Annotated in this window: 21 protein-coding genes; 6 read left to right on the forward strand and 15 right to left on the reverse strand. The window is 71.4% G+C overall.

All coding sequences use genetic code 11. The features are described from left to right. Nucleotides 1-58 precede the first annotated feature (58 nt). The 4 genes from OHU34_RS16900 to OHU34_RS16915 form a co-directional block, all read right to left on the reverse strand. On the reverse strand, nt 59-1,183 hold the full coding sequence (locus OHU34_RS16900) for a GuaB3 family IMP dehydrogenase-related protein (RefSeq protein WP_057602914.1): 1,125 nt from the start codon (nt 1,181-1,183) through the stop codon (nt 59-61). Nucleotides 1,184-1,310: 127 nt separating this feature from the next. Beyond that, nucleotides 1,311-2,816, reverse strand: coding sequence for an IMP dehydrogenase (gene guaB / locus OHU34_RS16905; protein ID WP_020132150.1), 1,506 nt, complete (start codon nt 2,814-2,816; stop codon nt 1,311-1,313). 164 nt (nt 2,817-2,980) lie between these two features. Then, entirely contained in the window at nt 2,981-3,568 is a 588-nt protein-coding gene (locus OHU34_RS16910) for a sigma-70 family RNA polymerase sigma factor (protein ID WP_028807228.1), read from the reverse strand. 431 nt (nt 3,569-3,999) lie between these two features. Beyond that, complete coding sequence (locus tag OHU34_RS16915) at nt 4,000-4,611, reverse strand: response regulator transcription factor (protein WP_003948568.1); 612 nt, start codon at nt 4,609-4,611, stop codon at nt 4,000-4,002. A 379-nt stretch (nt 4,612-4,990) separates the two neighbouring features. On the opposite strand from OHU34_RS16915, the gene OHU34_RS16920 reads away from it, so the two are divergent. Further along, nucleotides 4,991-5,320, forward strand: coding sequence for a WhiB family transcriptional regulator (locus tag OHU34_RS16920; protein WP_020132152.1), 330 nt, complete (start codon nt 4,991-4,993; stop codon nt 5,318-5,320). Nucleotides 5,321-5,401: 81 nt separating this feature from the next. Here the strand turns inward: OHU34_RS16920 and OHU34_RS16925 are convergent, their stop codons facing one another. Beyond that, nucleotides 5,402-6,337 (reverse strand): LysR family transcriptional regulator, encoded by a 936-nt coding sequence (locus OHU34_RS16925; RefSeq protein ID WP_230194885.1) that lies wholly within the window; start codon nt 6,335-6,337, stop codon nt 5,402-5,404. Nucleotides 6,338-6,417: 80 nt separating this feature from the next. On the opposite strand from OHU34_RS16925, the gene OHU34_RS16930 reads away from it, so the two are divergent. From OHU34_RS16930 to OHU34_RS16940, 3 genes are all read left to right on the forward strand, one after another. Next, complete coding sequence (locus OHU34_RS16930; RefSeq protein WP_142265771.1) at nt 6,418-7,110, forward strand: MOSC domain-containing protein; 693 nt, start codon at nt 6,418-6,420, stop codon at nt 7,108-7,110. A 332-nt stretch (nt 7,111-7,442) separates the two neighbouring features. Further along, a complete protein-coding gene (locus tag OHU34_RS16935) occupies nt 7,443-8,216 on the forward strand; it encodes an SDR family oxidoreductase (RefSeq protein WP_142265770.1) in 774 nt (257 codons plus the stop codon). An 89-nt stretch (nt 8,217-8,305) separates the two neighbouring features. After that, nucleotides 8,306-9,013, forward strand: coding sequence for an ester cyclase (locus OHU34_RS16940; RefSeq protein ID WP_362517789.1), 708 nt, complete (start codon nt 8,306-8,308; stop codon nt 9,011-9,013). Nucleotides 9,014-9,120: 107 nt separating this feature from the next. On the opposite strand, the gene groL is transcribed toward OHU34_RS16940, so the two are convergent. The 4 genes from groL to OHU34_RS16960 form a co-directional block, all read right to left on the reverse strand. Then, nucleotides 9,121-10,746: a chaperonin GroEL gene (gene groL, locus OHU34_RS16945; RefSeq protein ID WP_020132157.1), complete on the reverse strand. Its 1,626-nt coding sequence runs from the start codon at nt 10,744-10,746 to the stop codon at nt 9,121-9,123. A gap of 111 nt (nt 10,747-10,857) precedes the next feature. Then, nucleotides 10,858-11,166 (reverse strand): co-chaperone GroES, encoded by a 309-nt coding sequence (groES, locus tag OHU34_RS16950; protein ID WP_020132158.1) that lies wholly within the window; start codon nt 11,164-11,166, stop codon nt 10,858-10,860. Between the two features lie 331 nt (nt 11,167-11,497). Continuing rightward, complete coding sequence (locus OHU34_RS16955) at nt 11,498-12,322, reverse strand: polysaccharide deacetylase family protein (protein WP_405767034.1); 825 nt, start codon at nt 12,320-12,322, stop codon at nt 11,498-11,500. After that, nucleotides 12,319-13,212, reverse strand: a complete 894-nt coding sequence (locus OHU34_RS16960) for a polysaccharide deacetylase family protein (RefSeq protein ID WP_142265768.1) — start codon at nt 13,210-13,212, stop codon at nt 12,319-12,321. The genes OHU34_RS16955 and OHU34_RS16960 overlap by 4 nt, the downstream gene beginning before the upstream one ends. Before the next feature lie 236 nt (nt 13,213-13,448). On the opposite strand from OHU34_RS16960, the gene OHU34_RS16965 reads away from it, so the two are divergent. Then, nucleotides 13,449-14,645 carry a THUMP-like domain-containing protein gene (locus OHU34_RS16965; RefSeq protein ID WP_142265767.1) on the forward strand — a complete coding sequence of 399 codons (1,197 nt, stop codon included), beginning with the start codon at nt 13,449-13,451 and terminating at the stop codon, nt 14,643-14,645. On the opposite strand, the gene OHU34_RS16970 is transcribed toward OHU34_RS16965, so the two are convergent. The 6 genes from OHU34_RS16970 to OHU34_RS16995 all read right to left on the reverse strand — a co-directional run bounded on the left by OHU34_RS16970 (nt 14,623) and on the right by OHU34_RS16995 (nt 22,506). Next, nucleotides 14,623-16,668, reverse strand: coding sequence for a cell wall-binding repeat-containing protein (locus OHU34_RS16970; protein WP_230194891.1), 2,046 nt, complete (start codon nt 16,666-16,668; stop codon nt 14,623-14,625). The two genes, OHU34_RS16965 and OHU34_RS16970, sit on opposite strands and share 23 nt — an antisense overlap. Before the next feature lie 220 nt (nt 16,669-16,888). Beyond that, a complete protein-coding gene (locus OHU34_RS16975) occupies nt 16,889-18,250 on the reverse strand; it encodes an RNA polymerase sigma factor (protein ID WP_405767037.1) in 1,362 nt (453 codons plus the stop codon). 72 nt (nt 18,251-18,322) lie between these two features. Then, a complete protein-coding gene (locus OHU34_RS16980) occupies nt 18,323-18,679 on the reverse strand; it encodes a YciI family protein (RefSeq protein ID WP_405767039.1) in 357 nt (118 codons plus the stop codon). A gap of 161 nt (nt 18,680-18,840) precedes the next feature. Further along, entirely contained in the window at nt 18,841-19,896 is a 1,056-nt protein-coding gene (locus OHU34_RS16985; RefSeq protein WP_405767042.1) for an LCP family protein, read from the reverse strand. An 83-nt stretch (nt 19,897-19,979) separates the two neighbouring features. Next, a complete protein-coding gene (locus OHU34_RS16990) occupies nt 19,980-21,335 on the reverse strand; it encodes an endo-1,4-beta-xylanase (RefSeq protein ID WP_230194892.1) in 1,356 nt (451 codons plus the stop codon). An 82-nt stretch (nt 21,336-21,417) separates the two neighbouring features. Next, nucleotides 21,418-22,506 (reverse strand): LacI family DNA-binding transcriptional regulator, encoded by a 1,089-nt coding sequence (locus tag OHU34_RS16995; RefSeq protein WP_142265764.1) that lies wholly within the window; start codon nt 22,504-22,506, stop codon nt 21,418-21,420. Nucleotides 22,507-22,659: 153 nt separating this feature from the next. Here OHU34_RS16995 and OHU34_RS17000 point away from each other — a divergent pair, with 153 nt between their 5' ends. Next, a complete protein-coding gene (locus OHU34_RS17000) occupies nt 22,660-24,963 on the forward strand; it encodes a glycoside hydrolase family 3 N-terminal domain-containing protein (protein ID WP_405767045.1) in 2,304 nt (767 codons plus the stop codon). Nucleotides 24,964-24,987: the final 24 nt, after the last annotated feature.

Raw genomic sequence — 24,987 nt, forward strand, 5'->3', positions numbered from 1 at the left:
CCGGCCACCTCACCCGAGTGAGTTGACCGGCCCCTGCCGACGTCCTACGGAAAAGCGCCTATCGCCGGTGCACCGAGTCCGCGACCGTCACCTCGACGCGCTGGAACTCCTTGAGCTCGCTGTAGCCGGTCGTGGCCATGGCGCGGCGCAGGGCGCCGAAGAGATTCATCGAGCCGTCGGGCGTGTGCGAGGGGCCCGTGAGGACCTCCTCGATGGTGCCGACCGTTCCGAGGTCGACCTTCTGCCCGCGCGGCAGCTCCTCGTTGACCGCCTCCATGCCCCAGTGGTGGCCGCGGCCCGGCGCGTCGGTCGCGCGCGCGAGCGGCGAGCCCATCATCACCGAGTCGGCGCCGCAGGCGATCGCCTTGGCCAGGTCGCCGGACCAGCCGACGCCGCCGTCCGCGATCACGTGCACGTACCGGCCGCCGGACTCGTCCATGTAGTCGCGGCGGGCCGCCGCCACGTCCGCGACCGCCGTCGCCATCGGGACCTGGATGCCCAGCACGTTGCGCGTGGTGTGCGCCGCGCCGCCGCCGAAGCCGACCAGGACGCCCGCGGCGCCCGTGCGCATCAGGTGCAGGGCCGCCGTGTAGGTGGCGCAGCCGCCGACGATCACCGGCACGTCGAGCTCGTAGATGAACTGCTTCAGGTTCAGCGGCTCGTGCGAGCCGGAGACGTGCTCCGCCGACACGGTCGTGCCGCGGATGACGAAGATGTCCACGCCCGCGTCCACGACGGCCTTGGAGAACTGGGCCGTGCGCTGCGGGGAGAGCGCGGCCGCGGTGACCACGCCCGAGTCGCGCACCTCCTTGATGCGCTGCCCGATCAGCTCCTCCTTGATGGGGGCCGCGTAGATCTCCTGGAGGCGGCGGGTCGCGGTCTGCGCGTCCAGCTCGACGATCTCGTCGAGCAGCGGCTGCGGGTCCTCGTGCCGGGTCCACAGGCCCTCGAGGTTGAGGACGCCGAGGCCGCCCAGCTCGCCGATGCGGATGGCGGTGGCCGGGGAGACGACCGAGTCCATGGGGGCGGCCAGGAAGGGCAGCTCGAACCGGTAGGCGTCGATCTGCCAGGCGATCGAGACCTCCTTCGGGTCCCGGGTACGGCGGCTGGGGACGACGGCGATGTCGTCGAAGGCGTACGCCCGGCGGCCGCGCTTGCCGCGCCCGATCTCGATCTCAGTCACGTGTGTGGCCTTTCCCTGATGCGTTGCAGCGTCTTCCAGTATCGCCGACGGGTACGACAAGGGCGGCCCCGGAGTCTTGGGGGCCGCCCTCGGTACGCCTTACGAACGCTTCACGCGCGCGTGGGGGTCACTTGCGGCTGTAGTTCGGCGCCTCGACCGTCATCTGGATGTCGTGCGGGTGGCTCTCCTTGAGGCCCGCGGACGTGATGCGGACGAAGCGGCCGTTGTCCTGGAGCTCCGGCACGGTCCGGCCGCCGACGTAGAACATCGACTGGCGCAGACCGCCGACCAGCTGGTGGACGACGGAGGACAGCGGGCCGCGGTAGGGCACCTGACCCTCGATGCCCTCGGGGATCAGCTGCTCGTCGGAGGCGACGCCCTCCTGGAAGTAGCGGTCCTTGGAGAACGACTTGCGCTCGCCGCGGGTCTGCATGGCGCCCAGGGAGCCCATACCGCGGTACGACTTGAACTGCTTGCCGTTGATGAACAGCAGCTCGCCCGGCGACTCCTCGCAGCCCGCGAGCAGCGAACCCAGCATCACCGTGTCGGCGCCCGCGACCAGGGCCTTGGCGATGTCGCCGGAGTACTGCAGGCCGCCGTCGCCGATGACCGGGACACCGGCCTCCTTGGCGGCGAGCGCGGCCTCGTAGATGGCGGTGACCTGCGGGACGCCGATGCCGGCGACCACGCGGGTCGTACAGATGGAGCCCGGACCGACGCCGACCTTGATGGCGTCGGCGCCCGCGTCCACCAGGGACTTGGCGCCGTCGCGGGTGGCGATGTTGCCGCCGATGACGTCCACCCGCGTGTGGTTCGACTTGATCTTGGCGATCATGTCGCCGACGAGCCGCGAGTGGCCGTGGGCGGTGTCCACGACGATGAAGTCGACGCCGCGCTCGATCAGGGCCTGGGCCCGCTCGAAGGAGTCACCGGCGACGCCGACGGCGGCGCCGACCAGCAGACGGCCCTCGGCGTCCTTCGCGGCGTGCGGGTACTTCTCCGCCTTGACGAAGTCCTTGACCGTGATGAGGCCCTTGAGGACGCCCTCGTCGTCGACCAGCGGAAGCTTCTCGATCTTGTGCTTGCGCAGCAGCTCCATGGCCTCGACACCGGAGATGCCGACCTTGCCGGTGACCAGCGGCATCGGCGTCATGACCTCGTGCACACGGCGCGTGCGGTCGGTCTCGAAGGCGATGTCGCGGTTGGTGACGATGCCGAGCAACCGCTTGTTGCCGTCGGTGACCGGGACGCCGCTGATGCGGAACTTTCCGCACAGCGCGTCGGCCTCGGCGAGCGTGGCCTCCGGGTGGATGGTGATCGGGTCGGTCACCATGCCGGACTCGGAGCGCTTCACGAGGTCGACCTGGTTGGCCTGGTCCTCGATGGAGAGATTGCGGTGCAGAACACCGACGCCGCCCTGGCGGGCCATCGCGATCGCCATGCGCGATTCGGTGACCTTGTCCATGGCGGCGGACAGGAGCGGGATGTTCACCCGCACGTTCTTGGAGACGTACGAGGCGGTGTCGATCTCGTCGGGAGCCATGTCCGACGGGCCCGGCAGCAGCAGCACGTCGTCGTAGGTGAGCCCGAGGGTCGCGAATTTTCCGGGCACTCCGTCGACGTTGGCAGTCATGACACCTTCCCCAAATGGCCTTGATCGGTGCGGATGTCCATGCTAACGGGAAGCGCACCTCCCGAATTCCACGGTCGAGCGTGACTCCGGGCTTCGTATGTTCGTACGGAAACGGTCGGCGCCCTGTTCATCGACGCCTGTTCCGAAGGGGCTGCTGCGGACTGCTACTGCTCGGCGAGTGCGCGCAGTCTGCTCAGTGCCCGGTGCTGGGCCACGCGGACCGCTCCGGGTGACATTCCCAACATCTGGCCGGTCTCCTCGGCGGTGAGGCCCACGGCGATCCGCAGCAGGAGCAGCTCCCGCTGGTTCTCCGGCAGGTTGGCCATGAGCTTCTTGGCCCACTCCGCATCGCTGCTGAGCAGGGCGCGCTCCTCGGGGCCGAGTGAGTCGTCCGGCCGCTCGGGCATCTCGTCGGAGGGGACCGCCGTCGAGCCCGGGTGGCGCATCGCGGCGCGCTGGAGGTCGGCGACCTTGTGTGCGGCAATGGCGAAGACGAAGGCCTCGAACGGCCTGCCGGTGTCCCGGTAACGGGGCAGCGCGAGGAGAACCGCGACACAGACCTCCTGGGCGAGGTCCTCCACGAAGTGGCGCGCGTCGCCGGGCAGCCGGGACAGCCGGGTGCGGCAGTAGCGCAGTGCCAGGGGGTGGACATGGGCCAGCAGGTCGTGGGTGGCCTGCTCGTCGCCGTCCACGGCGCGATGGACGAGCGACCCGATCGTCCCCACGGCAGTGACCGCCTCGTCATCGCGCATCGGTCCATGGTGCACTGCGGCCGGACCGGCCGCGGCACCGTGCCCGTCGTTGTGCACCGAAGCGTTATGAGCAGGTGCGCCGGAACTCATCCCCTGCGCCCTCCCCTCCCGCTCGACCGACTCGTCCCCGAGGAACTCCACACCTCAAGGATGCGGCATCCGCGGCGAAACGAGCAGCGGGCACCCGGCGAGAGCCTGTGCCGCCCCCGTCCGCCGTGCGGTGGGAGGGATCCTCGTCCGGCCTCCGCACCGCGTCTGAGCAGGGAGGTTCGCCCATGACCCCGCTCTCCTCACTGAATGACGGATGTCACCCGAACCCGGTCGGATCTGCCGGACGGCCGGGGGCCGCCCCGCCTCGAACCGGACCGGGCCCCGTCCCGCTCCGGACCCGCAAGGACGGGCGGCAAGGGACGGGAGGGCGCGGACGCGCCCTAACGGACCAGTCCCCACCGGAAGCCGAGCGCCACCGCGTGCGCGCGGTCCGAGGCGCCGAGCTTCTTGAAGAGCCGGCGGGCGTGCGTCTTGACGGTGTCCTCGGAGAGGAACAGCTCACGGCCGATCTCCGCGTTGGAGCGGCCGTGGCTCATGCCCTCGAGGACCTGAATCTCACGCGCGGTGAGCGTGGGCGCGGCGCCCATCTCGGCCGAGCGCAGCCGGCGCGGGGCGAGCCGCCAGGTCGGGTCGGCGAGTGCCTGCGTGACGGTCGCCCGCAGTTCCGCGCGCGAGGCGTCCTTGTGCAGATAGCCGCGGGCGCCGGCGGCCACCGCGAGGGCGACGCCGTCGAGGTCCTCCGCGACGGTCAGCATGATGATGCGTGCTCCGGGGTCGGCGGACAGAAGCCGCCGCACGGTCTCGACGCCGCCCAGTCCGGGCATGCGTACGTCCATCAGAATCAGGTCCGAGCGGTCGGCACCCCAGCGGCGGAGGACTTCCTCGCCGTTGGCCGCCGTCGTCACGCGCTCGACGCCGGGCACGGTCGCGACCGCGCGGCGGAGCGCCTCTCGGGCAAGCGGGGAGTCGTCGCAGACGAGGACGGAAGTCATGGCCGCCCTCCGCAGCTGATGCGCGTCACCTTGTGCCTCCAGGCTGTTACGAATCGTCACCTGTGCGGTCGACCGTCTCGGACGCCTGCCCGAGCGTTTGTGTTTTCAACCGCCACCGCACTCTCAACGACGGTCACTCGAAAGAGTTACGGGGCCGCATGCATTCTTCGGCACTCTACGTGAGGGGGCGGATACAGAGGAGATGCCCACGCGGACCCTCAAGCTTTCATCACAAGCGATGCCCCATTCAGCCCCATTTCTTCCCTTTTACTGGTGTCTGAGGCTAGATTCGCAATGAGTCATATTTTCATCTCCTTAGATCGTAGTTGTACGGTCGTGGGCACCGTATCCGCTCTGAACGGCTACAAGGGGTCACGCAATGGCAGATTTCTCCCGCCTTCCCGGACCGAACGCGGACCTGTGGGACTGGCAGCTCCTGGCTGCCTGCCGCGGGGTGGACAGTTCGCTCTTCTTCCATCCGGAGGGTGAGCGCGGGGCGGCTCGGAGCGCTCGAGAGAACTCGGCCAAGGAGGTCTGCATGAGGTGCCCGGTCCGCGCGCAGTGCGCGGCGCACGCGCTGGCGGTACGCGAGCCGTACGGCGTGTGGGGCGGGTTGACCGAGGACGAGCGCGAGGAGCTGATGGGCCGGGCGCGCAATCGCCTGGTGTCGGCGTCGTCGGGCGCGAGAGACGCTTCCTCGAACACATGAAGGAACGTTTCTGCAAGGCGCTGTGAAGCGGCGGTTCCAAAACGGCGGGCACACACGTGTGCCCGCCGTTTTCGGTTGCTGTCAGCCGAGGCGCGCCGCCGCCCGCCCCAGCTGCTCCAGCGTGGCCGACACCGCCGGCACCTGGGCCAGGTCGGGCAGCGTGAGCGCGACGATCTCCCGCCGCACCGCCGGTTCCAGGGTCACCGCGCGGGCACCACGCGGCCGGACGGACTCGATCGCGAGCTGGGGCAGCACGGCGACGCCGAGGCCGGCGCCCACCAGGCCGACCACCGCCGGATAGTCGTCGGTCGCGAAGTCGATGCGCGGCGTGAAGCCCGCGCTCTCGCACACCTGGACCAGCTGGCCGCGGCAGCGCGGACAGCCCGCGATCCACGGTTCGCCGGCGAGGTCGCCGATGGCGACGGACCCCGAGGGTCCCGTGCGCGCGAGGCGGTGCCGTTCGGGGACGAGGGCGACCAGCCGGTCCGTCAGCAGCGGCCGTACGACCAGGTCGTCCCACTCGCCTTCGCCTGCCTGCTCGGCGTCGCGGGTGCCCGTCGCGCGTTCGTAGCGGAAGGCGAGAGCGATGTCGCAGTCGCCCTCGCGGAGCAGCTCGACCGACTTCGGCGGCTCGGCCTCCTCCAGGGAGACCCGGGTACCGGGGTGGGCCGCGCGCAGGGCGGCGAGGGCGGTGGGGACGAGGGTGGAGCTGCCGCTGGGAAAGGACACCAGACGGACCCGGCCGGCGCGCAGCCCCGCGATGGCGGCGACCTCCTCCTCGGCGGCGGTCAGTCCGGACAGGATGCCGGCCGCGTGCCGGACGAGGGCCTCGCCCGCCTGGGTCAGCCGCATCTCGCGTCCGCTGCGGATCAGCAGGGGGGTGCCGACGGACGCCTCCAGCGCCTTCATCTGCTGGCTGACGGCTGGCTGGGTGCAGCCCAGTTCGCGCCCGGCCGCCGAGAAGGAGCCGGTGGCGGCCACGGCACGCAGGACGCGGAGATGACGGGCCTCGATCATTCGCCGAGCATAAGCGAGCCTTGGACAGTCGCGCGAATAATGCGTCGACACTTTGACCCCCGGGCTCGTACCGTGCCGCTATGAGGCTTCTGTCTGTCAATCTGGGCCGCCCGAAGGCCGTGCCGTACACCGACCAGCCGCAGGGCCTGACCGGGATCGACAAGCGGCCGGTCGAGGGACCCGTGCGGGTCGCGGCACCCGGCCCCAAGGGGGTCGGGGGGAGCGGACTGGCCGGGGACACCGTGTGCCACCTGCGCCACCACGGCGGCGACGACCAGGCGGTGTACGCCGTCGCCCGCGAGGACCTCGACGACTGGGAGCGCGAGCTGGGGCGCACGCTGGCCAACGGCGCGTTCGGCGAGAACCTCACCACCACGGGTCTCGACGTCTCCGGCGCGCGGATCGGCGAGCGCTGGCGGATCGGCCCCGAGGTGGTGCTGGAGGTGACGTCCGGGCGGATACCGTGCCGCACCTTCCAGGGCCACGTGGGCGAGAAGCGATGGGTGCGGCGGTTCACCGAGAAGGCGGCCACGGGCGCTTATCTGCGGGTCGTCGTGCCGGGTGAGATCCGCGCGGGGGATCCGGTGCGGATCGTCCACCTGCCGGAGCACGAGGTGACGGCCAGGATGCAGTTCCAGGCCGCCACCACGCACCGGGAGCTGCTGCCCCGGCTGCTCGCGGCGGGCGAGGCCCTGCACGCGGAGTCACTGGCGGCGGCCCGGGAGTACGTGGCGAAGTACGGGGGCGGGGAGGGGCCCCGGGCCGGGGACTAGTCCGGGGTCCGGGGCCGGTCCGGGTCCGGAAGCTTGTCCGGGTCGGGGGCCACTCCGGGTCCCGGGGCCGGTTCGGGGCGACGGGCGTGGCCCGGATCGGCAGCTCCGCGGCTTGGCCGTCGGGCGGGTCCGGGACAGGTTCCGGACCGGTCCGGGGCCGGATCCGGGGACAAGTCCGGTGACGGTTCCGGGTGCTGAGTCGGCGTCAGCCGAGCCCGTTTCGCGGGGCGGGGCGCGGCGCGGCGGGCGCGGGTGTACGCACGGGGTCTTCACCTTCGGGAGGCCGCGTGCAGAGAACGGCCGCCGGTACTCCGGGTCACTAATCTTCTGCCATGACAACGGCTCTGATTACGGGTTCGACCGCGGGCATCGGTGCCGCGTTCGCGCGCAGACTGGCGGCGGACGGGCATGATCTCGTCCTCGTGGCACGGGACATCAAGCGGCTGCGCGAGCAGGCGACCGAGTTGCACGACCGGCACGGCATCGAGGCGGAGGTGCTGACGGCCGACCTCGCCACGGACGAGGGCATCGAGGCGGTGGCCGCCCGGCTCGGTGACCGCAAGAACCCCGTCGACCTGCTGATCAACAACGCCGGCTTCGGGAACAAGGGCCGCTACCTCGACGTGTCCATGGCCGACGAGCTGAAGATGCTCAAGGTGCACTGCGAGGCGGTGCTGCGGCTGACGTCCGCGGCGACGGCGGCGATGCGCGAGCGCGGGCGCGGTGGTGTCGTCAACGTGGCCTCGGTGGCTGCCTTCGTACCGCGCGGGACGTACGGGGCGTCCAAGGCCTGGGTCGTGCAGTTCACCCAGGGCGCGGCGAAGGACCTGGCAGGCAGCGGGGTGCGGCTGATGGCGCTGTGCCCGGGGTTCGTGCGCACGGAGTTCCACGAGCGGGCCGGGATGGGCACGGACAACATCCCGGGCTGGATGTGGCTGGACGCGGACAAGCTTGTCGCGGCGGCGCTGCACGACCTGGCGCGCGGGAAGTCGCTGTCGATCCCCGACCCGCGCTACAAGGCGCTGATGGGCCTGGTGAAGGTGACGCCCCGCTCGCTGCTGGGCGGGATCAGTTCGAGGACGGGCCGGAAGTACGGGCCCCGGTAGCGGGCCCGGCGGTGGGCGGGTGGCGTCGGCGCTCCGGTGGGAAAATGGGCGTGACAGGGACCGGACCCAGGGGGGCCGGAGGCGGCGTCATGACGTTCGTACAGCTCATCGACTGCAAGACCAGCCGGTTCGACGAGATGGACCGGCTGATGGACACCTGGGTCGAACAGACCAGGGGCAAGCGGACCGCGTCGCACGCCGTGGTCGGCAAGGACCGCTCGGACGCCTCGCACTTCATCGAGATCGTGGAGTTCCCCTCGTACGAGGAGGCGATGCGGAACTCGAACCTTCCGGAGACCGACAAGGTCTTCCGGGAGCTGGTGGCCCTGTGCGACGAGATGCCGACCTTCACGGATCTCGATGTCGTACGGGACGAGCAGTTGTACGCCGGGACGGCGCGGCGGTTCTTCGAGGCGATCGGCACCCGCGGCGCACTGCCGCCGCTCGACGGCCTGCTGGCCGAGGACTACCACGACCACGATCCCGCCAACGAGCAGGACACCATGGGGATGGACGCGATGCGCCGGGAGGTCGAGATGTGGCGGGGCGGGTTCGACTTCGCCTTCTCCCTCGACGACCAGATCGAGCAGGGTGACCGCGTGTGCAACCGGTGGACCTGGAGCGGCACCCACAAGGGTGACTTCATGGGGATCCCGGCGACCGGGAAGCAGGTCGGGATGACCGGCACGACCGTCTTCCGGTGCCGGGAGGACGGGAAGATCGTCGAGGCCTGGTGGCAGTACGACCGGCTGGGGCTGATGGAGCAGCTGGGCGCGCTGGACGCGCTGGAGCGGTAGGCGACGCAGAGGCCCGGCACCCCTTGTTCGTGGGGTGCCGGGCCTCTGCCGTGCCTGCGACCTGGGTCAGTGTCTGTCGACCCGGGCCGGTGTACCGACGCGCTGCGTCAGTGGGAGTGACCGTGGGAGTGGCCCGCGGCGGCCGGCTCTTCCTCTTCCTTCTTCTCGACGACCAGGGTCTCGGTCGTCAGGAGGAGGGAGGCGATGGAGGCGGCGTTCTCCAGGGCGGAGCGGGTGACCTTGACCGGGTCGATGACGCCGGCCTTGACCAGGTCGCCGTACTCGCCGGTCGCGGCGTTGAAGCCCTGGCCCTTGTCGAGCTCGGCGACCTTGGAGGTGATGACGTAGCCCTCGAGGCCCGCGTTCTCGGCGATCCAGCGCAGCGGCTCGACGACGGCGCGGCGGACGACGGCGACGCCGGTCGCCTCGTCGCCGGTCTTGCCGAGGCCGCCCTCGAGCACCTTGGCGGCGTGGACGAGCGCGGAGCCACCGCCGGAGACGATGCCCTCCTCGACCGCGGCGCGGGTCGCGGAGATGGCGTCCTCGAGGCGGTGCTTCTTCTCCTTCAGCTCCACCTCGGTGGCGGCGCCGACCTTGATCACGCACACGCCGCCGGCCAGCTTCGCGAGGCGCTCCTGGAGCTTCTCGCGGTCCCAGTCGGAGTCGGTGTTCTCGATCTCGGCCTTGATCTGGCCGACGCGGCCCTGGACCTCGGCGGAGTCGCCGGCACCGTCGACGACCGTGGTGTCGTCCTTGGTGACGGTGACGCGGCGGGCGGAGCCGAGCACGTCGACGCCGACCTGGTCGAGCTTGAGGCCGACCTCTTCGGAGATGACGGTGGCGCCGGTGAGGACCGCGAGGTCCTGCAGCATCGCCTTGCGACGGTCACCGAAGCCGGGGGCCTTCACGGCGACCGCGTTGAAGGTGCCGCGGATCTTGTTCACGACCAGGGTCGACAGGGCCTCGCCCTCGAGGTCCTCGGCGATGATCAGCAGCGGGCGGGAGGAGTTGGTCTGGATGACCTTCTCCAGCAGCGGCAGCAGGTCGGCGATGGAGGAGATCTTGCCCTGGTTGATGAGGATGTAGGGGTCCTCGAGGACGGCCTCCATGCGCTCCTGGTCCGTCACGAAGTACGGGGACAGGTAGCCCTTGTCGAAGGCCATGCCCTCGGTGAAGTCCAGCTCCAGACCGAAGGTGTTGGACTCCTCGACGGTGATGACACCGTCCTTGCCGACCTTGTCCATCGCCTCGGCGATGAGCTCGCCGACCTGCTGGTCCTGGGCGGACAGCGCGGCGACGGCGGCGATGTCGGACTTCTCGTCGATCGGGCGGGCGGTGGCCAGCAGATCGTCGGAGATGGCCTTGACGGCGGCGTCGATGCCCTTCTTCAGGGCGGCCGGGGAGGCACCCGCGGCGACGTTCTTCAGACCCTCGCGCACCAGCGCCTGGGCGAGCACGGTGGCGGTGGTCGTACCGTCACCCGCGATGTCGTTGGTCTTGGTCGCCACCTCCTTCACCAGCTGGGCACCGAGGTTCTCGTACGGGTCGTCGAGCTCGACCTCGCGGGCGATCGTGACACCGTCGTTGGTGATGGTGGGGGCGCCGAACTTCTTGTCGATGACGACGTTGCGGCCCTTGGGGCCGATCGTCACCTTGACCGTGTCGGCAAGCTTGTTGACGCCGCGCTCGAGGGCGCGACGGGCGTCCTCGTCGAACTTCAGGATCTTCGCCATGGGAGCGGTTCAGCCCTCTCGGAAAACGTGGGAGAAACGAACTGCGCCCCCAGCACCCGGCTTCACAAAGTCGCGGGGCCAGGAGCGCAGTTCACTGCAAAACTGGGTGAATTACTTCTCGATGATCGCGAGCACGTCGCGAGCCGAGAGGACGAGGTACTCCTCGCCGTTGTACTTCACCTCGGTGCCGCCGTACTTGCTGTACAGGACTACGTCGCCGACCTTGACGTCGAGCGGCAGGCGCTCGCCGTTCTCGAAGCGACCCGGGCCCACCGCGAGGACAGCGCCCTCCTGGGGCTTCTCCTTCGCGGTGTCCGGGATGACCAGGCCAGAGGCGGTGGTCTGCTCGGCGTCGAGCGGCTGGACCACAATGCGGTCCTCGAGCGGCTTGATGGCAACCTTGGAGCTGGTGGTCGTCACGATCCGACCTCCCCCTTCGGAGATCTCACGGGGCTAACTGTCTGAGGTGGCGACCAGGTGGATCCGTCGTCGCGGGTGCCGGACCTGCCCGTCGCGTGTTGGCACTCTCCAGGGGGGAGTGCCAGACCTGAGACTATGACCGTGATTAGCACTCGGTCAAGCGGAGTGCCAATGCCTGCGGCGCGTCGGCGGGATTTCAGCCTGGGTGAGTGGCCCATTTGCCGTTGCGCGCCCGCGTGAGTCCCGTACCGGGCTGCCGCCCCCGGGGCCCCCGATTCGGCCCTGAAGAGGCCTCGTCCTCGATCGCCGGACGGGCTGAGATGCACGCGTCCTACAGGTAGTCCTCCAGCCTGGCCACCGTCAGGCCCTGCTCCTGTACCCGTCGCAGCAGGCGCGTCGTGCGTTCCCGTAGGCCCGGGCCCGTCGACTCGTCCGGGGCCACGGCGATGATGTCGCCGGGGTGGAGGCGGTGCGGGCCGTGTGTGTAGGTGAGGTCGGTGGGGCCCATCGAGGCGCGCCACAGGACGATGGCCGCGATGCCGCAGTCGGCGGCGGCGCGTCGGGTGGTGGTGTCGTAGGTGCCGTAGGGCGGACGGAAGAGGCGGGGGCGCAGGCCGAAGCGGGCGCGGAGCTTGTCCTGCTGGCCGCAGATCTCGGCGCGCTGGCCGGCGTAGGGCAGGCCGCGCAGGGCCGGGTGGTCCAGGGTGTGGTTCTGGATGTTCGCGCCGACGGACCGCAGGCGGGCGAAGTGGGCGTAGCCCGGGCCCACCACGCTGTCCGTGAGGAACATGCTCACCGGCAGACGCAACTCGCGGACCATGTCGACGAAACGGCGGTCGCGCTCGGCGCCGTCGTCGTAGGTGAGGAAGACGACGTTGTCGGTGGTCGGGACGTGGTCGACGACCGGCGGGAGGGCCGCTCCCGGGCTGCCCGCCAGGGAGCGGGCGGGGTGGCGCGGCGCGGGGGCCAGCGGGGCCGTCAGACCCCAGTGGCGGTAGGCGTCCTGCGCGGCCGCGTCGTGCGGGCGGACCCGGGCGGCGGCCTTCTTGCCGAGCCGTTCGATCGGGTCGACGGACTGGGCGCAGCCCGCCAGGGCCGCCAGTGTCGTGAGGGTCGTCAGGATCAGCAGTACCACCGGCAGCCCCCGCGTCCTCACAGGTAGTCCTCCAGCCGGGCCACCGCGTACCCCTTCGCCGTGACCTTGTTCAGGAACCGGCGGACCATGTCGGGCATCGTGCCCTTCCATTCGCCGCGGCCGCGGAAGTGGCTCAGGACGATGTCGCCGGGGTGGAGGTCCTGGTCCCACTCGCGGTACTCCCAGTGGTCGACGAAGACCTCCTCGGCCCAGAGCGGGGCGTAGCGCACGCCGCAGGTCTTCGCGGCGCGCAGGGTGTCCTGGTCGTAGTTGCCGAACGGTGGCCGGAAGAGGGTGGGGCGCCTGCCGTAGCGCTTCTCGATCACGTTCTGCATGCCGCAGATCTCGCGCTTCTGGCGGGTGTAGGAAAGGGCGGGCAGGTAGGGGTGGCGCAGGGTGTGGTTGTTCAGTCCCACGCCCCGGTCCTGCATCTTCTTGAAATAGCCGTAGTCGTCCTTGACCAGGTAGTCGCTGAGGAAGGCGGTGTACGGGATCTTCAGGTCGCTCATCATGCGCAGGAACGCCGGGTCCTTCTCTGCGCCGTCGTCGATGGTGAGGAAGACGACCCGGTCCCTCGTCGGGATCGTGGTGAAGACGGGCGGGAGGCCGAGTTCCGCGTGATCGTCGACCTCGAAGCCCTTGCGGGTGGTGATCTCCGGCTTGTCCGCGGGCGGCGCCGGGGGTGTCAACGGGACCTTCTTCAGACCCCAGCGCTTCGCCGCGGCGACCCGGGCCTGGTGTGCGGCGCGGAGCCTGGAGGCGTACGAGTGCAGGGCGCGGGCGGGTGGCGCCGCGGGGGGCGGCCCCGCCTTCCGGGGCTGCTGGCCCGGCGCGGGGCGGGCCGCGCGGCCGGCGCCCTCGCCGCCTCCCGCGCAGCCCGAGGCGATGGTGGCCAGCGCGAGGACGGCCATCAGGCTCCGGACGCCCGCGTGCCGGCGGGCCGGCCCGCGCCGCCGCGATACCCGAGAACAGCCGTGCTTGTCATCATTTTGTACGACAGATCCCATGGCGCCGGATCCTCGCAGTCACCGCCCCGCAACCCCGTCCGACACCGCCGCCGAAGACACACCGTCCACCGACTGGCCCAAAGGGACCGGCAGCGGCGGGCGGTGACCGGTGCCGCGGGCCGCTGGTCGACAATGAGGTGGTGAACGACCTCGCTCCCCTCCTCACCGCCGAGGGCCGTGCCCTCCTCGACCTGGTGCGTGGCACCGCTCCCGCCGACGAGCTCGCCGTCGCCACCCGGCTGCGCCGCGAGCACCCGGCCGGCCTGGTGTCCGCGGCGCTCGGCCAGGCCCGGCTACGACAGCGGGCGGCGGCCAAGTTCGGGGCCGAGGACGCGGAGCGGATGTTCTTCACGCCGAACGGCGTGGAGCAGTCGACGCGGGCGAGTGTCGCCGGATACCGGGCCGGGCGGATGAAGGCGCAGGGCGTGACGTCGGTCGCCGACCTGTGCTGCGGGATCGGCGGCGACGCGATCGCGCTGGCCCGGGCCGGGATCCGGGTGCTGGCCGTGGACCGGGACCCGGTCACGGCGGAGGTGGCGCGCGCGAACGCCGACGCGCTGGGGCTGAGCGCGCTGATCGAGGTGCGGGAGGCGGACGTCACCGAGGTGGACACCGGTGGCTACGACGCCGTGTTCGTCGATCCGGCGCGCCGGGGCGGCCGCGGGCGCATCTTCGATCCCGAGGCGTACTCGCCTCCCCTGTCGTGGGCGGTCGGCGCCGCCCTCGCCGCCCCGCGCGCCGCCCTCAAGATCGCGCCCGGTGTGCCGCACGAGGCGATCCCGGCCGAGGCCGAGGCCGAGTGGATCTCGGACGGCGGGGACGTGAAGGAGGCGGTGCTGTGGTTCGGCACCGAGCCGGGGGCCGTGCGGGCCACCCTGCTCCCGGGGCCGCGGACCCTGCTCGGCGCCGGGCTGCCCGACCCGGACGTCCGGCCGGTCGGGCGGTATCTGTACGAGCCCGACGGCGCCGTCATCCGGGCCCATCTGGTCGCCGACGTGGCCCGGGAGCTCGACGGCGGGCTGATCGACGAGACCATCGCCTACGTCACCGCCGACGCCCTGCGTCCGACCCCGTACGCCACCGCCTACGAGATCACCGACCGGCTTCCCTTCAACGTGAAGAAGTTGAAGGCGCTGCTGCGGGAGCGGGAGGTCGGGATCCTGACCGTGAAGAAGCGGGGGTCGGCGGTCGAGCCGGAGGAACTGCGCAGGAAGGTGCTCCCCAAGGGTCAGGGGCCGCACTCGGCGACCGTGTTCCTGACACGGGTGGCGGGGGCGCCGACGATGCTCGTCGGGGCCCCCGCCGGGTCGGCCGTTACTGCCGGTGGAGCGTCTTGAGCGGTGCCAGGTTCGGCTCGGCGCCGACCTGGTCGGGGCGCTGCCCGGTGGTGACGGAGGCGTCTCCGTCGGTGGGCGCGGCGAGCGCCCGGGCCGACGTGGTCGCAGGGACGAGGCCGTTGTAGTACGGGCGGTACGTGAAGTAGGCGCTGCCCGCACTCATCGAGGTGCCCGCGGTGTCCAGCTCGGCCTGGGCGAGTGAGCCGGTGCCGCCGAAGCCCACCATGGAGTTGACGCTGGCGGTCTCGCGCACGAGGTAGTTGTTCACCTCGGGCGACAGGGTGGTGGCGCTGCTGCTCCACAGCAGGGGGCCGAAGACGTTCATCGCCGCGGCGGCCGACACACCGTCGCGCCAGGCGCCGGAGTAGGCGAGGCCGGTCATGTTCGGCGCGGTCCACCAGAACATCGCGATGGCGACCGAGATGGACCCGTCCGTGGTGCCCGAGATCGGGTAGTAGGAGTACGTCGACGGCCACCGCGAGAAGCTGGTGTGCGTCAGCGCGTAGCTCGCCGCCGAACCGACCGGGATGATCATGGTCTTGTCCGGGTTGAGGCTGTTCAGGTACGACTGCACCGACGCGGTCAGCTTGTTGCCGTTGGTGAGGACGATCCCGGCCGCGCTGGCGGAGCCGTCGGAGCCGGCCGCGGCCGCCGCCGAGAGAGCCGCCCGGTACTCGGTACCGCCGGCCAGGAAGACGTACTTGGGGGCGGAGCTGATGGTCTTGCTCACCATCACCGAGGTCGCGTAGCGGTCCGCTCCGGTCAGCCGCACGGGGACGTAACCGAGCGCCTTCACCTGGCTGAAGACCGTGTTGTCCAGGACGGACGCGCTGCCGGTCAGGTAGACGGGCTTGCCCGGCGCCAGGATCCGCTTCAGCTCGTTCTTCGTCGTCGACGAGAGACCGGTCTTCTGCGTCATCAGCACCGGGCCCTCCTTCCGGCCGGCCAGGGCGGGCGCGGTGACGGCGTACGCCGGGTCGTCCTGGTTGACCAGCACGGCGGACTTGGCGTTCATCAGGCCGGGCTCACTGTGGCCGATGGTGTTCCAGGTCCAGCGGGACGAGGCGGTCGCGGTGAGGTAGGCGTTGGCACCCCAGACCCGTCCGGTGCTGTTCTTGCGCAGGGGCTGCCAGCTGGGGTTCCCGACGTGGTTGCTCTGCGTCGCGCCGGTGACCGCGGTCAGCTCGCCGGACGTCGTGTCGACGTATTCGACGGTGTGCACGTCGTCGCTGTTCGGCGAGGTGTGGGCGTCGAAGAGGATCCGCTTGCCGGTGGGCGACCAGGACGGGGCGGCGTACCGGCGCGGGCCGGTGGTGAGCTGCTTGACGTCGGTGCCGTCGGCGTTCGCCGTGAAGATCTGCGGGTTGCCGTCGGTGTCCTTGCGGACGAACGCCAGCTTGGTGCCGTCCGGCGACCAGGCGGGCTGCTCGGCGTCGGCCAGGGCGAGCTTGACCGTCTTCGTGCCCGCGTCGTAGAAGTACACACCGGCGGCGGCGTTGCAGCTGCCCGCGCGGCGCTCGAACGCGACCAGGCCGTTGACGTTCACGCTCGGTTCGGAGTCGCAGACGGTGGCCGGTTCCAGGTTCGCCGGCAGCAGCGGGCCGGGCGCCCAGGAGGCGTCGGACGGGCCGTAGGCGAGCTGGCCGCCGCTGGCGAAGACGACGAAACGGCCGCCGTTCCAGAAGGTCAGGTCCTCGTACGGGGCACTGGAACGCAGGCCCTGCGCCCACGGCAGGGTGATCTTCTTGGTGCCGTTGGGCAGCACGCTGGAGATCTGGCCGGACACGCTGAGCACGCGGCTTCCGTCCGGTGCCCAGGTGGCGTAACTGCCCACGTTGGGGATGGTGCTGGTCTGGCCGGTGGCGGGGTCGACGAGCAACCCGCCGTCGTTGAGGATCTTGCCCTCGGTGCCCGGCCAGGGTCCGGCGTCGTCGGCGACGGCGCCGGGTACGGCGGCCAGGGTGCCCGCGGCGGCGAGCGCCGCCACGGTGGCGAGCGCCGCGGCACGGCGGCGCGTGAACATTCTCAAGTTGTAGACCCCCGGGGATCACATGATGTCGTCGGTACCGCGCGTGGGCCGGGTCGGGTCGGCGTCGTCCCCCGTCGCCGTTTCCCCTCGGCCGCACAGTCGTTTCACAGCGGCTGGATCACTCTAGGTCGCCCCCGTCACAAAGGGAACGGATTTGCGGCCGACAAACGTTCGAAATTGCCAGGGCTTTGGGTGTGCGGACTGCGAGGTGCCCTCAATTCGGTCGGCACTCGTCGGCCCGCGCCCGCAGCAGCTCCCGTTCCCGTTCGTTGCCCGTCAGCTCCGCGGCCCGTTCGAACTCGGCCCTCGCCTCCGCCGTCCGGCCCAGCCGCAGCAGCAGGTCGCCGCGGACGCTGGGGAGGAGGTGGTAGTCGCGCAGGGTCGGTTCGGCGACGAGACGGTCGACGATCTCCAGCGCGGGTCCCGGGCCGTCCGCCATCGACACGGCGACCGCGCGGTTGAGTTCGACGACCGGGGACGGGGTCCGGGCGGCCAGCAGCCCGTACAGGGTGGCGATGGCCGTCCAGTCGGTGTCCTCGTAGGTGTGGGCGTGCGCGTGACAGGCGGCCACGGCCGCCTGGAGGGCGTACGGGCCGGGGGCGCCGGTGGCCACGGCGCCGGCCCGGTCGAGGGCGGCGATGCCACGGGCGACGAGCATGCGGTTCCAGCGGCGCCGGTCCTGGTCCCCGAGGAGGACGGGCCTGCCGTCGGGGGCGGTGCGGGCGGCCGTTCGGGACGCCTGGAACTCCAGCAGCGAGACCAGGCCGTGGACCTCGGGCTCCTTCGGCATCAGGGCCGCGAGCTGCCGGGCCAGCCGCAGCGCGTCCTCGCACAGGGCCGGGCGCAGCCAGTCGTCGCCCGCGGTGGCCGCGTACCCCTCGTTGAAGATGAGGTAGATGACGTCGAGGACCGAACCGAGCCGGGCCTCGCGGTCGGGTCCGTACGGCACCTCGAAGGCGATGTTCCTGGTGGCCAGGGTCTTCTTGGCGCGGACGATGCGCTGGGCGACGGTCGGTTCGGGGACCAGGAAGGCGCGGGCGATCTCGGGAGTGCTCAGGCCGCCGAGCAGGCGCAGGGTGAGGGCGGTGCGGGCCTCGGCGGAGAGCACCGGGTGGCAGGCGGTGAAGACGAGCCGGAGCAGGTCGTCGTCGATGGCGTCCGGGTCCGCGGGCTCCTCCGGCGGGGCCGCCGGGTCCAGACCGCGGCCGATCTCCTGGAGCTTGCGGGCGTAGTTCTCCCGGCGCCGGACCAGGTCGACGGCGCGGTGCCGGGCGGTGGCCGTGAGCCAGGCGCCGGGGTTGTCCGGCACCCCGTCGCGCGGCCACTGCTCCAGGGCGGCGACCAGGGCGTCCTGCGCCAACTCCTCCGCGATGCCGACGTCCCGCACGACACGGGCGACGGCGGCGATGACGCGGGGGGACTCGAGGCGGAAGACGGTCTCGATGGCGGCACGGGGGTCCGGCGGTCGCGCGGCCCGCGGATCAGGGGCGCCGCGGGAGTGCGAGGCGGCACGCGGGTCCGAGGCGGCACGCCGATCAGGGGCGGTGCCGGGGTCCGAGGCGGGCTGTTGTTCCACAGCCCACCATCGAACACCCCGGCGGTCGTTCAGGCCAAGAAAGACAAGGAGGGCTGGAAGGGCAAGGAAGGCTCAGCCTTCCGCGATCTCCCGTACCTCACAGGTCACCGTCCAGTGCTCCTCGTGCACCTTCAGGAACCGCTTCGTCCACTCCATGGCCTCGGCCATGTCCTTGCACTGCATGAGCGCGTAGCCGCCGACGACCTCCTTGGACTCGGTGAAGGGTCCGTCGGTGAGGGAGATCTTCCCGCCCTCCCAGTGCGCGCGGACACCCTGCGCGGACGGGGTGAGCCCGGCGGTGTCGAGCATGACGCCGGCCTTGGTGACCTCCTCGATCAGCTCGCCCATCCGCTGCATCAGCTCGGGGCTGGGGCCCTCGGCGGGCGCGGTGGCCTCGTCGATCTTCACGAGCGACAGGTAGCGGGGCATGGTGACTCCTCGGATGCGGTGAGCCGGGTCCCTCCCGGCCTCTCACCCCTTCGTCGAACGGGGGACGACCGGATCGACACCCTCGCCGGGCTTTTTTCGCGGAAACTTTTCCGGCCGGCGTTTCCGCAGCTCACACCCCCTTCCGCACACAGCCGGGCCGGTCACCTCAGCGACGCCCACAGCTCGCTCGCCGCCGGTTCCCGTGCCACCACCCGGTTGGGGTCGGAGGGGGCCGCCACCACGGGCATGGTCACCGTCCTGAGGTGGGCGGCCGAGAGGCCCTTCAGGCTCTGGCCGAGCTCCATCAGCGCGGCGAGGGAGTCGAGGCCGGTGTCCGTCGTGAGGCTGCCGGTGACCGCGTCGGCGACCGTGTACAGCTCGGTGGGGCTGGTCAGCAGGTCGGTCGAGGCGATCTGCTCCAGCAGGGCCTTCACCAGCGTCTGCTGAAGGCCGATGCGGCCGAGGTCGCTGCCGTCGCCTATGCCGTGCCGGGTGCGGGCCAGGGCGAGCGCCCGGGTGCCGTCCAGATGGTGGGTGCCGGCCGCGAGGTGCAGATGGCTGTCGTCGTCGTCGATGTCCTCGTCGGTGGTGACGGTGACCCCGCCGAGCGCGTCCACGAGCTTCGCGAAGCCCGAGAAGTCGACCTCGATGTAGTGGTCCATACGGACGTCGGTGATCGACTCGACCGTCTTGACGGCGCAGACGGGACCGCCGACCGAGTAGGCGGTGTTGAACATCACGCCGTACGCCACCGCCGTCGAACCGCCGTCGGACAGCGGGCAGGAGGGGCGGGTGACGAGGGTGTCGCGCGGGATGCTGACGACGGTGGCGGTCGTGCGGCCCGCGTCGATGTGCACGACCATCGCGGTGTCGGAACGGGCGCCCGAGCTGTCGCCGCCGCCGAGCGCCTGGTTCTCCTCGCCGCTGCGCGAGTCCGAGCCCAGCACCAGGATGTTCACGGCCTCGGTGGGCAGTGGGGAGGCGGACGCCGAGCCGGACGGGGAGGGGGCCGTGACCGCCATCGCGGGGCGGTTGTCGCCGAGCGCGTTGTCGATGTCGACGCTCTTGATGTTGTCGTTGAGGTGCCAGTAGGCCCAGCCCGCCGTCCCGATGCCCACCACCAGGGCGGCGGCCAGGGTGAGACCGGCGGCCTTCAGCACTCCCGACCGCCGGCCCGACTGTCTGCCCGCGTCGTCCTGCTCCTCGTGTCGCGTCACGCACAGGAACGTAAGTCCGAATTATGAGCGAACTGTTAGGACAGCCGCCTCACGGCGAACTTCTTGTGAAAATCTCACGATCCTCAGCCCAGCGTCACCGTCGGAACCGGATTGCTGCCGCTCCAGCTCGCGTTGAACCCGAAGCTCACCGAACCCCCGTCCGGAACCGACCCGTTGTACGAGGCGTTCACACAGGTCACGGCCGCCCCCGACTGGGTGCAGCCGGCGTTCCAGGCCTGGGTGATCTGCTGGCCCGCTCCGTACGTCCAGGTCACCTTCCAGGAGGACAGCGCAGCGCCCGAGCAGGAGATCGTCACGTTCCCGGTGAACCCGGTGTTCCACTGACTGCCCACGCCGTACGCCGCCGTGCAGGCGCCGGTCGGCGGAGGTGTCGACGTGCCGCCCAGCGCCTCCGCGATGCCGTAGTACGCCGGTTTCGGCACGTAGTTCGCGTCGTACGGCGTCGCCGCCCCCTGCCCCGGGAAGGTGCTCTCCACCCAGGAGTCGGAGTCGGTGAAGCCCCACACCGTGAGGTTCACGCAGCGCGCCACCGCCACACAGGCCGCGGTGACCGCCTTGTAGTCGGCTTTCTGCTGGGCCAGTTTGGCGCTGTCGGACGGAAGCGTCATCCGGATGTCCAGCTCGGTGATGGCCACGTCGACGCCGAGGTCGGCGAAGCGCTGGATGTTCTGCTGGAAGGTGGACGGGACCTGACCGAGGATGAGGTGGGCCTGGAGGCCGACCCCGTCGATCGGGACTCCCCGCTCCTTCAGCGACTTGACCAGGTTGTAGAGGGCGGTGCTCTTCGCGTTGACACCCTCGACGTTGTAGTCGTTGACGTACAGCTTGGCGGCGGGGTCGGCGGCCCGCGCCCAGGTCAGCGCGTTGGCGATGTAGTCCGCACCGAGGCCGTTGTACCAGAGGGTCGAGCGGTAGGTGCCGTCCTCGTTGAAGGGCTCGTTGACGACGTCCCAGGCGGCGATCTTCCCCTGGTAGCGGCCGACCTCGGTGTTGATGTGGTTCTGCAGCAGGGTGCTCAACTGGGCGGACGTCCAGGTGCCGTTGGTGAGCCAGCTGGGGTTCTGGCTGTGCCAGACCAGGGTGTGGCCGCGCACCTGCTGGTCGTGGGCCTGTGCGAAGGCCACGATCTGGTCGGCCTCCGCCCAGTTGAAGGAGCCCTGGGTCGGCTCCACCGAGCCCCACTTCATGGCGTTGCCGGGGGTCAGCGAGCCGAACTGCGCCCCGGCGATGTCACCGTAGGTCCCGGTGAGCTTGGAGCCGGTGACCGCCGTGCCGACGACCTTGCCCTTGGCCGCCCCGAGCTCGCGCAGCGGGGTGTCGGCGGCGTGCGCCACTCCGCCCAGGAGGGCGCCGACGGTGGCCGCCCCGGCGAGCAGGGCGGCGAGACGTGCACGTATCGACGAACTGGAGGATCTCATTGCGGGTGCCTCCGAAAGTTTCGGTCGTGCATCCGATTGACTTCGGAGGAGTGTGGGGGCGTCCGTCACACCCGTCAATACGTCAACTTCCGGCCACTCGCGTCCCCACGCCCTGTCGGGCGGGCGGCGCCCCGGTGCTCGAACGCACCACCAGGCTCGTCGCCAGCTCCACCCGCGTCGCCGTCGGCGCCTCCCGGGACGCCGAGCGCCCCAGCTCCAGCACCAGCCGGGCCGCCGCCTCGGCCATCTCCGTGAGCGGCTGCCGTACGGTCGTCAGCGGCGGACCCACCCAGCGGGCCACCGGCAGGTCGTCGAAGCCGACCACGCTCACGTCCTCCGGGATGCGCAGCCCCAGCTCACGGGCGGCCTCGTAGCAGCCGAGCGCCTGGAGGTCGTTGCCGGCGAAGACGGCGGTGGGCCGGTCGGGGCGGTCGAGGAGCTCACGGCCGAGCCGGTAGCCGGTCTCGTGGTGGAAGTCGCCGGTCTTGATCAGCTGCTGGTCGACCGGCAGCCCGGCCGTCTCCAGCGCGGCCCGGTAGCCGTCGATCCGGGCGCGGCTGCACATCATCTGCGGCGGCCCGCTGATCGCCCCGATCCGCCGGTGGCCCAGCTCGACCAGGTGCCGGGTCGCGGCGAGGCCGCCCTGCCAGTTGGTGGCCCCGATGGACGGCACGTCGGCGCCCGGGTCGCCGGCCGGGTCCATCACCACGAACGGGATGGACCGGCTGGTCAGCAGCGCCCGCTGGGACTCGTCGAGCCCGGACAGGACCAGCACGACCCCGTGCGGGCGGCGGGCCGCCACCTGGTCGGCCCAGGTCCGGCCGGGCGTGAGCCGTCCGGCGCTCTCGCTCAGCACGACACTCAGCCCGGCGTCGCGCGCCACGTTCTCCACGCCCCGGATGACCTCCATCGCCCAGGCGCTCTCCAGCTCGTGGAAGACCAGGTCGATCAAGGGGGAGCGGGTCGCCTCGGCGCGGCGGCGGCGGTAGCCGTGGGCGCGCAGCAGTTCCTCGACGCGGGTACGGGTCGTCGGGGCGACATCGGCGCGGCCGTTGAGGACCTTCGAAACAGTCGGTGCCGATACGCCGGCCTCGCGGGCGATCTCCGCGAGCGTCGCGGTCTGCGTCGGCCGCGCTTCTGTCCGCGTTTCCATGGGCTCCGAGGGTGTCATGGCGGCGATCGTATCGCCACGCGACCTCTTGACGAACCTATTGCGACGCCATAGGTTCCCGGAACATTCGAAGTACAGCTCGAAACATTCGTACCAGTTGCTCTCCGCACCGACTGTCCACCTGGTGGCTCACCGACCTCTGACAGGAGTTTCATGACCACCGCCCCCTGGCGTGACCCCGCCCTGCCCGCCGCCGCCCGTGTCGACGACCTCCTCTCCCGGATGACCCTGGAGGAGAAGACCGCCCAGCTGTACGGCGTGTGGGTCGGCGCCGCGACGGACGGCGACGGAGTCGCCCCGCATCAGCACGACATGACCGCCGACTACGACTGGAACGAGCTGATCACCCGGGGGCTCGGCCAGCTGACCCGGTCCTTCGGCACCGCGCCCGTGGACCCCGCGCTCGGCGCCCGCGCGCTGGCCCTCGCGCAACGACGGATCGCCGCCGCCGGCCGCTTCGGCATCCCGGCCGTCGCCCACGAGGAGTGCCTGGCCGGCTTCACCGCCTGGCGGGCCACCGCCTACCCGGTCCCGCTGGCCTGGGGCGCCGCCTTCGACCCGCCGCTGGTGGAGGAGATGGGCCGGGCGATCGGCCGCGACCTGCGCGCGGTCGGCGTCCACCAGGGCCTCGCCCCCGTCCTGGACGTCGTCCGCGACCCGCGCTGGGGACGGGTCGAGGAGACGATCGGCGAGGACCCGTACCTGGTCGGCACGGTCGGCACGGCCTATGTCCGCGGGCTCGAGTCCGCCGGGGTCGTCGCCACCCTCAAGCATTTCGCCGGGTACGCCTCCTCGGCGGGCGCCCGCAACCTGGCCCCGGTGCGGGCGGGCACCCGGGAGTTCGCCGATGTGACCCTGCCACCCTTCGAGATGGCCCTGCGCGAGGGCGGCGCCCGCTCGGTGATGGCGGCCTACACGGAACGCGACGGCGTCCCGGCCTCCGCCGACCCCGAGCTACTGACCCGCCTCCTGCGGGAGGAGTGGGGCTTCACCGGCACGGTCGTCGCCGACTACTTCGGCATCGGCTTCCTCCAGACCCTGCACCGGGTCGCCGGCACTCCCGCGCAGGCGGCCCACCTCGCCCTCGCGGCCGGCATCGATGTCGAACTGCCCACCGTGAAGTACTACGGCGAGACACTGGTCGCGGCCGTGCGCGCCGGCGAGCTCCCCGAGGAGCTGGTCGACCGGGCCGCCCACCGCGTCCTGCTCCAGAAGTGCGAACTGGGCCTGCTGGACGAGGGCTGGCAGCCGCCGATCCCCGAGTCGGTCGACCTCGACCGGGCGACGAACCGCGCCCTGGCCCGACGGCTGGCCGAGGAGTCGGTGGTCCTGCTGGACAACCCCGACGGGCTGCTCCCGCTCGCCCCCGACACCCGCGTCGCCGTGGTCGGCCCGCGGGCCGCCGACGCGCTGGCCATGCTGGGCTGCTACTCCTTCCCGTCCCATGTCCTCACCCACCACCCCGAGGTGGACCTGGGCATCGACATCCCCACCGTGCTGGAGTCCCTGCGGGGCGAACTCCCCGACGCGAAGGTCACGTTCACGGAAGGGTGCGGGGTCTCGGACCCGGACCCGTCCGGCTTCACCGAGGCCATCGCCCGCGCCGCGGAGGCGGACGTCTGCGTGGCCGTCCTGGGCGACCGCGCGGGCCTGTTCGGCCGGGGCACCTCGGGCGAGGGCTGCGACGTGGCCGACCTCACCCTGCCCGGCGTCCAGGGCGAACTGCTGGACGCGCTGGTCGCGACGGGCGTGCCGGTCGTCCTGGTCCTGCTCACCGGCCGCCCGTACGCGCTCGGCCGCTGGCACGGACGGCTGGGGGCGGTCGTCCAGGCGTTCTTCCCGGGCGAGGAGGGCGGTCCGGCGGTGGCGGGCGTGCTCTCGGGCCGGGTGAACCCCTCGGGCCGCCTCCCGGTGAGCGTGCCGCGCGTGCCGGGCGGTCAGCCCTGGACCTACCTCCAGCCGCCGCTGGGCCTGGCCGGCGAGGTCAGCAACCTGGACCCGACCCCGCTGTACCCGTTCGGACACGGGCGCTCGTACACGCGGTTCGCGTGGGAGGACTTCTCGGGCCCGGACGCGGAGATCGGCACGGACGGCTCGTACGACCTGTCCGTCACGGTCCGCAACACCGGCGAGCGGGCGGGCGCGGAGGTCGTGCAGCTGTACCTGCACGACCCGGTGGCGAGCGTCACCCGTCCCGACGTACGGCTGATCGGCTATCAGCGGCTGGAACTGGCGGCGGGCGGGTCGGCCCGGGTGACCTTCCGTTTCCACGCCGACCTGTCGGCTTTCACCGACCGCGCGGGACGCCGGGTGGTCGAACCCGGGGATCTGGAGCTGCGGTTGGGGACGTCCAGCGGGGAGGCGCGGGAGGTGGCGCGGGTGCGGCTCACCGGGCCGGTGCGCGAGGTGGGGGCGGAGCGGCGACTGCGGTGCGAGGCGGACGTCCTGCGAGATTGACGTGTCCACAAGGCCCGTCACCGA

The organism is Streptomyces sp. NBC_00080 (assembly GCF_045041255.1).
In the GTDB taxonomy this organism is placed as follows: domain Bacteria; phylum Actinomycetota; class Actinomycetes; order Streptomycetales; family Streptomycetaceae; genus Streptomyces; species Streptomyces coriariae.